The sequence below is a fragment of the Nonomuraea sp. NPDC001831 genome, from assembly GCF_042892035.1.
Lineage (GTDB): Bacteria > Actinomycetota > Actinomycetes > Streptosporangiales > Streptosporangiaceae > Nonomuraea.
Genome location: NZ_JBIATU010000011.1, coordinates 296,459 through 308,244 on the forward strand (window position 1 = coordinate 296,459; position 11,786 = coordinate 308,244).

General features: G+C 71.0%; 12 protein-coding genes. 2 read left to right on the top strand and 10 right to left on the bottom strand.

Going from position 1 to position 11,786, the window contains the following annotated elements; translation table 11 throughout:
• Positions 1-9 precede the first annotated feature (9 nt).
• From tpiA to gap, 3 genes are read right to left on the bottom strand one after another with little or no spacing between them, the layout of a single operon-like run.
• Positions 10-795: a triose-phosphate isomerase gene (tpiA, locus tag ACFYYW_RS32225; protein ID WP_352323027.1), complete on the bottom strand. Its 786-nt coding sequence runs from the start codon at positions 793-795 to the stop codon at positions 10-12.
• Position 796: 1 nt separating this feature from the next.
• Entirely contained in the window at positions 797-1,984 is a 1,188-nt protein-coding gene (locus tag ACFYYW_RS32230) for a phosphoglycerate kinase (protein WP_387654240.1), read from the bottom strand.
• 37 nt (positions 1,985-2,021) lie between these two features.
• Positions 2,022-3,026, bottom strand: coding sequence for a type I glyceraldehyde-3-phosphate dehydrogenase (gene gap, locus ACFYYW_RS32235; protein ID WP_352323029.1), 1,005 nt, complete (start codon positions 3,024-3,026; stop codon positions 2,022-2,024).
• Positions 3,027-3,208: 182 nt separating this feature from the next.
• On the opposite strand from gap, the gene ACFYYW_RS32240 reads away from it, so the two are divergent.
• The gene (locus ACFYYW_RS32240) at positions 3,209-3,907 is read left to right on the top strand and encodes a hypothetical protein (RefSeq protein WP_387654243.1); all 699 of its coding nucleotides are present in this window, start codon (positions 3,209-3,211) and stop codon (positions 3,905-3,907) included.
• Between the two features lie 187 nt (positions 3,908-4,094).
• Here ACFYYW_RS32240 and whiA read toward each other — a convergent pair whose 3' ends face one another.
• The 7 genes from whiA to ACFYYW_RS32275 all read right to left on the bottom strand — a co-directional run bounded on the left by whiA (position 4,095) and on the right by ACFYYW_RS32275 (position 10,673).
• A complete protein-coding gene (gene whiA, locus ACFYYW_RS32245; RefSeq protein ID WP_138714326.1) occupies positions 4,095-5,075 on the bottom strand; it encodes a DNA-binding protein WhiA in 981 nt (326 codons plus the stop codon).
• A 72-nt stretch (positions 5,076-5,147) separates the two neighbouring features.
• Entirely contained in the window at positions 5,148-6,104 is a 957-nt protein-coding gene (gene yvcK, locus ACFYYW_RS32250) for a uridine diphosphate-N-acetylglucosamine-binding protein YvcK (protein ID WP_352323040.1), read from the bottom strand.
• A gap of 11 nt (positions 6,105-6,115) precedes the next feature.
• A complete protein-coding gene (rapZ, locus tag ACFYYW_RS32255) occupies positions 6,116-6,982 on the bottom strand; it encodes an RNase adapter RapZ (protein ID WP_352323031.1) in 867 nt (288 codons plus the stop codon).
• Between the two features lie 44 nt (positions 6,983-7,026).
• Positions 7,027-8,931, bottom strand: coding sequence for an excinuclease ABC subunit UvrC (gene uvrC, locus ACFYYW_RS32260; protein ID WP_352323041.1), 1,905 nt, complete (start codon positions 8,929-8,931; stop codon positions 7,027-7,029).
• A 105-nt stretch (positions 8,932-9,036) separates the two neighbouring features.
• Positions 9,037-9,489 carry a Rieske (2Fe-2S) protein gene (locus ACFYYW_RS32265; protein ID WP_387654247.1) on the bottom strand — a complete coding sequence of 151 codons (453 nt, stop codon included), beginning with the start codon at positions 9,487-9,489 and terminating at the stop codon, positions 9,037-9,039.
• Between the two features lie 76 nt (positions 9,490-9,565).
• Positions 9,566-10,033 (bottom strand): Rieske (2Fe-2S) protein, encoded by a 468-nt coding sequence (locus ACFYYW_RS32270; RefSeq protein ID WP_352323033.1) that lies wholly within the window; start codon positions 10,031-10,033, stop codon positions 9,566-9,568.
• Positions 10,034-10,256: 223 nt separating this feature from the next.
• On the bottom strand, positions 10,257-10,673 hold the full coding sequence (locus ACFYYW_RS32275; RefSeq protein ID WP_352323034.1) for a Rieske (2Fe-2S) protein: 417 nt from the start codon (positions 10,671-10,673) through the stop codon (positions 10,257-10,259).
• A gap of 220 nt (positions 10,674-10,893) precedes the next feature.
• Here ACFYYW_RS32275 and ACFYYW_RS32280 point away from each other — a divergent pair, with 220 nt between their 5' ends.
• Complete coding sequence (locus ACFYYW_RS32280; protein WP_387654250.1) at positions 10,894-11,640, top strand: DUF2306 domain-containing protein; 747 nt, start codon at positions 10,894-10,896, stop codon at positions 11,638-11,640.
• Positions 11,641-11,786: the final 146 nt, after the last annotated feature.

The window sequence follows — 11,786 nt, forward strand, 5'->3', positions numbered from 1 at the left end:
ACGACTCAGTTAGCCAGGCAATTCGGAGAATCGGCAGATCTTGGCGAACTCCCCGGCGTCGATGCTGGCACCTCCCACGAGCGCGCCGTCGACATCGGGTTGAGCCATGATCCCCACGATATTGCCGGACTTGACCGAGCCACCGTAAAGGATACGGACCGCGGAGGCCACTTCGGGGTCGTAGAGCTCCGCGAGTCTCACTCGCAACGCTCCGCAGACCTCCTGGGCGTCCTCCGGGGTGGCCACCTCGCCCGTGCCGATCGCCCACACGGGCTCGTAGGCCACCACTATCGATTTTGCCTGCTCGGCGCTGATTTTGCGCAGGGCGCCGTCGAGTTGACCGAGACTGTGCGCGATGTGGCCGCCCTCTTGCCGCACGGCCAGCCCCTCGCCCACGCACAGGATGGGCGTGAGCGAGTGCCGGTAGGCCGCCTGCACCTTGGCGTTGACGAGGTCGTCGTCCTCGCCGTGGTACTGGCGGCGCTCGGAGTGGCCGATGACCACGTACGTGCAGCCGAGCTTGGCCAGCATGACGCCCGACACCTCGCCGGTGTAGGCGCCGCCGTCGTACTGGGACAGGTCCTGAGCCCCGTAGACGATGCGCAGCTTGTCGCCGTCGACCAGCGTCTGGACGCTGCGCAGGTCGGTGAAGGGCGGCAGGACGGCCACGTCGGCCTTGTCGAAGTCCTTGTCGCTGAGCGCGAACGCCAGCTTCTGGACCAGGGCGATGGCCTCAAGGTGATTGAGGTTCATCTTCCAGTTGCCGGCGATGAGCGGCTTGCGCTGCTGGGCCACCTCAGTCCTCCAGAGCCGCGAGTCCGGGAAGGGTCTTGCCCTCAAGGTATTCCAGGCTGGCCCCGCCGCCGGTGGAGATGTGCGAGAAACCGTCCTCGGGCAGGCCCAGCCTGCGCACGGCCGCCGCGGAGTCGCCGCCGCCGACCACCGTGAAGGCGTCGGAGCCGATGAGCGCCTCGGCCACCGCCCTGGTGCCGCCGGAGAACGCGTCGAACTCGAACACGCCCATCGGCCCGTTCCAGAAGACGGTCTTGGCGTCGGCCAGCTTGCTCGCGAACAGCTCGCGCGTCCTGGGGCCGATGTCGAGCCCCTCGCGGTCGGCCGGGATCGCGGTGGCCTCGACCACCTCGTGCTCGGCGTCGGCCGCGAAGGTGACGGCCGCCAGCACGTCGACCGGCAGCACGAGGTCGACGCCCCGCTTGCCGGCCTCGGCGAGGAAGCCGCGCACCTGGTCGAGCTGGTCCTCCTGGAGCAGCGACCGGCCCACCTCGTGGCCCTGGGCCTTGAGGAAGGTGTAGGCCATGCCGCCGCCGATCAGCAGCCGGTCGACCTTGGTGAGCAGGTTGGCGATGACGCCCAGCTTGTCGGAGACCTTGGCCCCGCCCAGGACGACCACGTAGGGACGCTCGGTGTCCTCGGTCAGCCTGCGCAGCACCTCGACCTCGGCCACGACCAGCCCGCCGGCCGCGTGCGGCAGCAGCTCGGGCACGTCGTAGACGCTGGCGTGCTTGCGGTGCACCGCGCCGAACCCGTCGCCGACGTAGAGGTCGGCCAGGGCGGCCAGCTTCTCGGCGAACGCGCCGCGGGCGGCGTCGTCCTTGGACTCCTCGCCGGGCTCGTAGCGCAGGTTCTCCAGCAGGGCGACCTGGCCCTCCTGGAGGGCCTCGACCGTCTGCCGCGCGCTGTCGCCGACCACGTCGGTGGCGAAGGCGACGTCCTGGCCGAGCAGCTCGCCCAGGCGGGCGGCCACCGGCCGGAGCGAGTACTCGGGGTTGACCTTGCCCTTGGGCCTGCCCAGATGGGCGCAGACGACGACCTTGGCGCCGCGCCCGGCCAGCGCCTGGATCGTCGGCACCGACGCGCGGATGCGGCCGTCGTCGGTGATCCTCTCCCCGTCGAGCGGAACGTTGAGGTCGGCGCGCACGAGCACGCGCCGCCCCTTGACGTCGAGATCGTCGAGCGTGCGCATGCTCATGCTCCTGTTCCCGCAGCGGCCTCGGTCACCCTCACAGGTCGCGGCCGACCAGCTCGATCAGGTCGGCGAGGCGGTTGGAGTAGCCCCACTCGTTGTCGTACCAGCCGACGACCTTGACCTGGTTGCCGATGACCTTGGTGAGGCCGGCGTCGAAGATGCAGGAGTGGGGGTCGGTGACGATGTCGGAGGAGACGATCTCGTCCTCGGTGTAGCTGAGGATGCCCTTGAGCGGGCCGTCGGCGGCGGCCTTGACCGCGGCGTTGACCTCCTCGGCGGTGACCTCGCGGCTGACGTCGACGGTGAGGTCGGTGGCCGAGCCGGTGGGGATCGGCACGCGCATGGCGAAGCCGTCGAGCTTGCCCTTGAGCTCGGGCAGCACCAGGCCGATGGCCTTGGCGGCGCCGGTGGAGGTGGGCACCACGTTGAGGGCGGCGGCGCGGGCGCGGCGCAGGTCCTTGTGCGGGCCGTCCTGCAGGTTCTGGTCCTGCGTGTAGGCGTGGATGGTGGTCATCAGACCCTTCTCGATGGTGAAGGTGTCGTGGATGACCTTGGCCATCGGGGCCAGGCAGTTGGTGGTGCAGGACGCGTTGGAGATGATCGTGTGGCTGGCCGGGTCGTAGACGTCCTCGTTGACGCCCATCACGATGGTGACGTCCTCGTTCTTGGCCGGCGCGGAGATGATGACCTTCTTGGCGCCGTTGTCGGCGTGCACCTTGGCCTTGGAGGCGTCGGTGAACAGGCCGGTGGACTCCACCACGACGTCGACGCCGAGGTCGCCCCAGGGCAGCTTGGCCGGGTCGCGCTCCGCGAACGCCTTGATCGCCTTGCCGTCGACGGTGATCTCGTCACTGGAGGCCTTCACCTCGTACGGCAGACGGCCCAGGATGCTGTCGTACTTCAGCAGGTGGGCGAGCGTCGCGTTGTCGGTCAGGTCGTTGACCGCGACGATCTCGATGTCCTTGCCGCTGGCGGCGACCGCGCGCCAGAAGTTGCGACCGATGCGGCCGAAGCCGTTGACGCCTACGCGGATGCTCACGGAAACCGATCTCCTCGAACAGATGGCGGTTGAATCTCAACCACGAACACTATCGGACCCAAATTGGTTTAGACCACTGCAGGTACCGCCCTGCGTATCCCCGTTCAGGGGGCGCAATTTGCGAGCTTCGAGTAAAGTGCCCGACTCGTCGGAGTAAATTCGTGCATTCTCTGGGGGCTGAGATGTCACATAAGCGGTCCGGCCTGCTTCCTAGACTGATCACGGGGCTGGTCGCCGCGCTGGTCTGCGCGGCGGCCCTGGGGCTCGCGGTGCTGTTCCAGGACCGGCTGCCGAAGGCCGTGGCCACGCTGGGCAACGGCCACGCCCTGTCGGTGACGCTGTCGCTCCTGATCGCGCTGCTGGTCGCCCTGGCCGTGGGCGCGGCCCGCCCGCGCAACCGGGCGCTGCCGGTGGTGGCCGCCCTGTACGCGGCGGCGGCCGTCGCCGGCGGCCAGATCTCGGGCGTGTCCGTCATGCTCGGCGCCGCGCGGCACACCTCCGCGACCGGCACGCCCTTCTCCCCGCGGATCGGCGACATCACGGCGGCCAACGCCGGCGAGGGGCTTCCCCGCGCCCTGGCGGTCTACCGCGAGCCGCTCGCGCAGACCTGGCAGATGTGGCTGTACATCGCCGTCGCCGCCGTGGCGGCGCTTCTGCTGGTCACGCTGCGCGTCTTCCGCGTACGCCGCGCCGACCGGGCCGCTCAGGCCGCCCAGGAGGCGGCGGAGGAGGCCGGGCAGGAGTACCGGGCGCCCTTCGAGCCCGCGCAACCGCCCGCCCAGTCGTCCGCACAGTCGTCCGCACAGGTGCTCGCGCAGTCGCCCGGGCAGCAGGCCGCGCCCGCGGACCTGTTCACGCCGCGCAAGCCCGCCAGGGATTGACGGACGCCCACTCAGCAGCCGTCGGACGGCCCACAGCGCGCTTCGTCACGGCGAGCGGCCCGTGAGCCCTCACGACCGGCCATGACGGGCCTGCAGGGACGTCGGCGCGTGCGGGCCACCGCGCGGAGCCGTACGGGATGGGGGTCTCCCGGACGGCGGCGCGGGCGCCCGCACGGCGGCGAGCCCGCTACGGCGCCAGCATGTCGACGGTGAGGTTGGCCTCGGTGTTGGGGATGCCCAGGTCGGAGGCGCGTTTGTCGGCCATCGCCAGCAGCCGCCTGATGCGCCCGGCGATGGCGTCCTTGGTCAGCGGCGGGTCGGCGATCTGACCCAGTTCCTCCAGCGACGCCTGCTTGTGCTCCACCCGCAGCCGCCCGGCCACCACCAGGTGGTCCGGCGCCTCCTCGCCGAGGATCTCCAGCGCGCGCTGCACCCGCGCGCCCGCCGCGACGGCCGCCCGCGCCGAACGCCGCAGGTTGGCGTCGTCGAAGTTGGCCAGCCGGTTGGCCGTCGCCCGCACCTCGCGGCGCATCCGGCGCTCCTCCCAGGCCAGCACGCTGTCGTGCGCGCCGAGGCGGGTGAGCAGCGCGCTGATCGCGTCGCCGTCGCGGACCACGACGCGGTCGACGCCGCGCACCTCCCGGGCCTTGGCGTGGATCTTCAGCCGCCGGGCCGAGCCGACCAGCGCGAGCGCGGCCTCCGGCCCCGGGCAGGTGACCTCCAGGGACATCGAACGCCCCGGCTCGGTCAGCGAGCCGTGCGCCAGGAAGGCGCCCCGCCAGGCGGCCTCGGCGTCGCAGGCCGCGCCGGCCACGACCTGCCGGGGCAGGCCGCGCACCGGGCGCCCGTGGTTGTCGATCAGGCCCGTCTGCCGGGCCAGCGCCTCACCGTCGCGGTAGACGCGCACCACGTACCGCGAGCCCTTGCGCAGCCCGGCCGGCGCGAGCACGAGCACCTCGGCCTTGTGGCCGAACACCTCGCCGATGTCCTTGATCAGCCGCCGCGCGGTGGCGTTGGTGTCGAGCTCGGCCTCGATCACGATGCGGCCGCCCACCAGGTGCAGGCCGCTGGCGAACCGCAGCAGCGTGGAAACCTCCGCCTTGCGGCAGCACGGTTTCAGCACCGGCAGGCGGCTCAGTTCGTCCTTCACCACACCTGTCATCGCCATAAGCGTTAGTCCTTCCCCCATTCAGACCGGCTCCCGCCAGTCTCTCGCACCTTCGCGCCACGCCGACCAGGATCAACGCTTCTGGAGGAAAATCTCGTCCAGGACGGAGGCAAGACGTCGTGGGTCATGCCGGGGCGAGCCGTCGGCGGCGGCCACGTCGGCCAGGACGAGCCGGGCGCCGAGCGCCGCCGCGGCCTTGTCCAGGGCGTCGAGGTCGTCGACCACGCCGGTGTCGGCCAGCACGACGTCGAAGGCCAGGTCGGGGGCGTGCTGGCGGAGCACCTCCAGGTGCTGCTGGGGGGAGAAGTCGTCGGTCTCGCCCGGCTGGGGGGCCAGGTTGAGGGTGACGAGCCGCTTGGCCTTGCTGTCGTGCAGCGCGCGGGCCAGCTCGGGGACCTTCAGGTGCGGCAACACGCTGGTGAACCACGAGCCCGGCCCGAACACCAGCCAGTCGGCCTCGTGCACCGCGGCGACCGCCTCGGGACGCGCGGGCGGGTCTTCGGGCACCAGGGAGATGGCCTGCACCCGGCCCGGCGTGAGCGCGCAGGCGACCTGGCCGCGCACGGTCGAGGTGACGCCGTCGAGCTCGACCTCGGCCACGATGTCGAGCGGCACCGAGGCCATCGGCAGCACCCTGCCGTGCGCGCCGAGCAGCCGGCCCACCCAGTCGAGGCCGGCCACCGAGTCGCCGAGCAGCTCCCACAGCGCCACGATCAGCAGGTTGCCGACGGCGTGCCCGTGGAGCTCGCCCTCGCTGCGGAAGCGGTGCTGGACGACCTCGCTCCAGGTGATGCCCCACTCGTCGTCGCCGCACAGCGCGGCCAGCGCCATGCGCAGGTCGCCGGGCGGCAGCACGCCGAGCTCGCGGCGCAGCCGGCCGCTGGAGCCGCCGTCGTCGGCCACGGTCACCACCGCGGTCAGCCGGTCGGTCACGACCCGTAAGGCCGACAGCGAGGCGTAGAGCCCGTGGCCGCCGCCGAGGGCCACCACGCGGGGACCGTTCAGCGGATGGGGCAGCCCCGCCTCCATACGTTCATGGGTCACTCCCGCCCCACATCCCGGTGACTGACCTGGACCTCCATGCCGCGGTCGCGCAGGCGGGCGGCGACCTGCTCGGCCATGGCCACGCTGCGGTGCTTGCCGCCGGTGCAGCCCACGGCCAGGGTCGCGTAGCTCTTGCCCTCGCGGGCGTAGCCGGTGGCGACGACCTGCAGGACCTCCTCGTAGGCGTCGAGGAACTCCTTGGCGCCCGGCTGGCCGAGCACGTAGTCGCTGACGGGCGCGTCGAGGCCGTTCATCGGCCGCAGCTCGGGCACCCAGTGGGGGTTGGGCAGGAACCGACAGTCGACGACGAGGTCGGCGTCGACCGGCAGGCCGTACTTGAACCCGAACGAGACGACGTTGAGCCGCAGCCCCGGACGGTCATCGCCGCCGAAGTAGGCGACGATCTTGTTGCGCAGGTCGTGCACGTTGTGGGACGAGGTGTCGATCACCAGGTCGGCGTTGGCCCGCACCTCGCGCAGGATGCCGCGCTCGCGGGTGATGCCGTCGACCAGGCGGCCCTCGCCCTGCAGCGGGTGGGGCCGGCGGACGTTCTCGAACCTGCGCACCAGCTCCTCGTCGCTGGCCTCGAGGAAGACGACCCGTACGCGCACGCCGCGGCCCTCCAGCTCCTCGATGGCCGCGTTGAGGTCGGTGGTGAAGGCCAGGCTGCGCACGTCGACGACCGCGGCCACCTTGTCGGCGGCCAGCTTGACCTTGCCCGCCTCCTCCGCCATCGCGAACAGCAGCCCCGGCGGCAGGTTGTCGATGACGAACCAGCCCAGGTCTTCCAGCGCCTTGGCGGCCGTGCTGCGCCCCGCCCCGGACATGCCGGTGACGATGACGAACGCCGGCTCGGTGCTCATGGCCTCACTCCGTTCGCCGACACCCTGCGCTCCCTCGCGGGTGTTCACGATGTATCTCCCTTCAGCGTCGACACGATGACCTCGGCGAGGGCCGGCCCGATGCCGGGAACCTCGCAGATCTCGGTCGCGCTGGCCTCGCGTAGCTTCTTGACGGAGCCGAAGTGCTTGAGCAACGCCTGCCTGCGCGCCGGCCCGAGGCCGGGCACGCCGTCGAGCGCGCTCTCCTTCACTGACTTGGACCTCTTGGAACGATGGTAGGTGATGGCGAACCTGTGTGCTTCGTCGCGGACGCGTTGCAGCAGGTAGAGACCTTCACTTGAACGAGGCATGATCACTGGCTGGTCGTCGCCGGGCAGCCACACCTCCTCCAGGCGCTTGGCCAGGCCGCACACCGCGACGTCGTCGATGCCGAGCTCGTCGAGCGCCCGCTGCGCGGCGGCCGCCTGGGGGCCCGCGCCGTCGACGACGACCAGGTTGGGCGGGTAGGCGAACTTGCGCGGTTTGCCGGTCTCGGGGTCGATGGGCCCGTGGCCGTCGTCGTCCTCGGCGGCCAGCTCGCCGGTGGCCGAACGTTCCTCCAGGTAACGCCGGAACCGCCGCATGATCACCTCGTGGATCGAGGCGACGTCGCCCTCCTTGGTCTTGATCGCGAAGCGCCGGTACTCGCTCTTGCGCGCCAGCCCGTCCTCGAAGACCACCATGGACGCCACGACGTTCTCGCCCTGCAGGTGGGAGACGTCGTAACACTCGACGCGCAGCGGCGCCTGGTCGAGGTCGAGCGCGTCGGCGATCTCCTGCAGCGCCTTGCTGCGCGTGGTCAGGTCGCCGGCGCGGCGGATCTTGTGCTGGGCCAGCGACTCCTTGGCGTTGCGCTCGACGGTCTCCATCAGCGCCTTCTTGTCGCCGCGCTGCGGGACGCGCACCTCCACCCGGGCCCTGCGCTGCTCGGTCAGCAGCTCGGCGACCGCCTCGGCGTCGGGCGGCAGCGCGGGCACGAGCACCTCGCGCGGCATCGACTCGGGGCCGGCCTCGCCGTACATCTGCAGCAGGAACTGCTCGACCAGCTCGCCGGGCGAGGTCTCCTCGACCTTGTCGACCACCCAGCCCCGCTGACCGCGGATGCGGCCCCCGCGCACGTAGAACACCTGGACGGCGGCCTCCAGCGGATCCTCGGCCAGCGCGATCACGTCGGCGTCGGTGGCCTCGCCGAGCACCACGGCCTGCTTCTCCAGCGCGCGCTGCAACGCCTGGATGTCGTCGCGCAGCCGGGCCGCCCGCTCGTACTCCTGCTCGGCGGCCGCCTCGCGCATGTCCTTCTCGAGGCGCTTGATGAAGCGAGTGGTGTTGCCCGCCATGAAGTCGCAGAAGTCTTCGGCCAGCTCGCGGTGCTCCTGCGGGGTCACCCGGCCCACGCACGGCGCCGAGCACTTGTCGATGTAGCCCAGCAGGCACGGACGGCCGATCTGCCCGGCCCGCTTGAACACCCCGGCGCTGCACGTGCGCACCGGGAAGACGCGCAGCAGCAGGTCGACGGTCTCGCGGATGGCCCAGGCGTGCGAGTAGGGGCCGAAGTAGCGGGTGCCCTTGCGCTTGGCGCCACGCATGACCTGGACGCGCGGGAAGTCCTCCCCCATCGTCACCGCGAGGTAGGGGTAGGACTTGTCGTCGCGGTACTTGACGTTGAAGCGCGGGTCGAACTCCTTGATCCAGGAGTATTCGAGCTGCAGCGCCTCGACCTCGGTGCCGACGACGGTCCAGTCGACGTCGGCGGCCGTGGTGAGCATCGACTGGGTGCGCGGATGCAGCGCGGAGAAGTCGGCGAAGTAGGAGTTGAGCCGCTGCCGCAGGCTCTTGGCCTTACCAACGTAGATCACCCGGCCGTGCGCGTCCCTGAACCGGTAGACCCCCGGCGACTCGGGGATCGAACCTGGTCTGGGCCGGAAACTCAAGGGGCTGCCCGCTGCTCTCGCCACGGTCAAAGACTAGTAGGCGCCACCGACAAGGTGACCCGCCGAGCTTCGGACGGCACGACGGGACTCACCACGTTCCCCGGGTCAGGCCAGGGTGATCTGGTCGCCCTCCACCTTGATCTGCTGGGCGGCCAGCGGCTTGTCGGCCGGCCCATTGGTGACCGAGCCGTCGGCGATGTCGAACTTGCTGCCGTGGCACGGGCACACGATCGCGCCGTCCGCGACGCTGGCCACCGGGCAGCCCTTGTGCGTGCAGATCGCGCTGAAGGCCTTGAACTCGCCCGCCGTCGGCTGCGTCACCACGATCTTCTGGTCCTTGAAGATCTTGCCGCCGCCGACGGGGATGTCGGCGGTCTTGGCCAGCGCGCCGCCGGACTGCGGGGCACTCGACTGCGGGGCGCCGGACTGCGATGCGCCCGGCTGGGCCGCGCTCGACTGGCCGCCCGCGTCGGGCGCGGTGGCCGCCGGGGTCTCGGTGCTTCCGCCGCAGGCGCTGATCGCCAGGGCCAGCCCGCCCGCGCCCACACCCGCTATCACTGCCCGACGGCTTCGAAGGTCATCTCCCATGCGTCCCACCCAACCGGAGGCAGGTGAGAAATTCATGAGACGGGGATTAGGCGAGTCTGATCTTGTCGCCGTCCACGGTGATCTTCTTCTCGGCGAGCGGCGCGCCGGCGGGGCCGTCGGCCACCGAACCGTCCTCGATCTTGAACTTGCTGCCGTGGCAGGGGCAGTTGATGGTGCCGTTCGAGACGGCGGCGACCGTGCATCCCGCATGGGTGCAGATCGCCGTGAACGCCTTGAACTCCCCCTCGGTCGGCTGCGTCACCACGATCTTCTGGTCCTTGAAGACCGTGCCGCCGCCGACCTGGATGTCACTGGTGTCGGCCAGCGCCTTGGCCTTCTTCTTCGCCTTCTTCTTGGGCTCCGACGACGGCTCCTCGGCGTCCGGTTCCTTCGCGGCCGGCGCCTCGTTCGCCGCCGTCGTCGGCGAACCGTAGCTCGCGCACGCCGTCAGAACCGCCGCGAGCCCGGCGCCTCCGGCGCCGAGCATGACCGTCCGGCGCGTCGTTTCTGTCATGGTGCGTCCTCCCAGGTCTCGGTCTCACATGCAGGTACGGCCGGTGCCCCCGCACCGGTTCAGCCTGCACGCCCCCAATCCCGGAAACCATGCACAATTACCCAGAACAAGCTCTCCGGCCCGCCCCCGAACCACGAGCGCGGTCCTCAGACAGGTCACGGGCCTGCGCTCTCAGACCGCGTCCTCAGACCACGTCCTCAGACCACGTCCTCAGACCACGTCCTCAGACCACGACGATGGCGTCGCCCTCCACCTTGACCTGGTAGACCGTCAGCGGCGCGGTCGCCGGCCCCTTGGTGGCCTGGCCGCTGTCGGCGGCGAACTCGCTGCCGTGGCACGCGCACGTGATGACGTTGTCCTTCGGCCTGCCCACCGTGCATCCCTTATGGGTGCAGACCGCGCTGAACGCCTTGTAGACGCCCTTCGTGGGCTGCGTGACCACGATCCGCCACTCCTGCACGATCGTGCCGCCGCCGACGGGCACGTCCGCCGTCTTGGCCAGCACCTTGCCCTTGATCCCCGACGCCGGCTGCGCCTTGGCGTCCCCTGCCCCGCACCCGGCCAGCGCCAGCCCGCACGCGGCCACCCCCGCCACGCCGAGCACTTCGCGCCGCCCGATGCCGCTGCTGTTTTCGGGCATGGCTTCGCCCTGATTCGTCACCGTCATGATTCAGCCGACCCTTCGCGTCTCCGCCGACCCCCAGCAGGTCAAGCCGTTACCCGTGCCTCAACTTTATTGGCCCCACCCCTCGGTCCGCCCATCGGGTGACCGATACGGTCACCGTCGCGGCAACGAGCGGGCGGCGCACGGTCAGCGGACGGTACGCCCGCGGTCAGCGCCGGGCGCGAGCGTGTCGCTCATGACACTCACCGAGACTCCCACTCCCACGACGTCCGGGCCGCGCTGGTGGCGGCGTCCGTGGGTCGCCCCGCTCGCGGTGCTGGCGATCGCGTTCGTCGCCTTCTCCCTGCCGCCCTACCTGTCGCTGGATCCGAGCCGGTCGCGGGTGCCCGCGCCCGACTTCTTCCCGCCGCACTTCGCGGTGCTCTCCCTGCACGTGATCTTCGGCTCGATCGCGATGATCTCGTGCTGCTTACAGGTCTGGCCGTGGTTCCGGGCCCGCCATCCGCGGGCCCACCGCGTGATCGGCCGGGTGTACGTCTTCGGCGGCTGCCTGCCCGGCGGCCTGCTGGGCCTGGCGGTCAGCCTGGCCACGCCCTTCGGCCCGGTGACCAGGGCCAGCGGCGTGGTGCTGGCGCTGCTCTGGCTGGGCTGCACTCTGGCCGGCTGGCGGATGGCCAGGCAGCGCAGGTTCGTCGATCACCGCAGGTGGATGATCCGCAGCTTCGCCCTGACGATGTCGATCATCACCAACCGCCTGTGGGGCGCGGTGTTCGTCATCACGCTGTCACCGCAGCTCGACACCACCTTCCACGGCGACCAGGCGTTGCTGGCCGCCACGGTCGGCGCGCTGAGCGCCTGGCTGGGCTGGGTGCTGCCGCTGCTGTTCGCCGAGTGGTGGCTGGAGCGCGGCGACGCCGCCAAGCGCCGCCGCCGCGCCCGAGCCACCGCCCTGACCTCCAGCGAACCCCGCGCCACCACCTGACCAGGCAGGCCACAGCCGCACACCGGGCCACCACCCGCCCCACAGCGAGACGGACCCCACCCGACTCGCAGTGAGACGAGTCCCACCCGAGCCGCCACCTGCCTCGCAGTGAGACGGGCTCACCCGAACCGCCACCCGACTCGCGG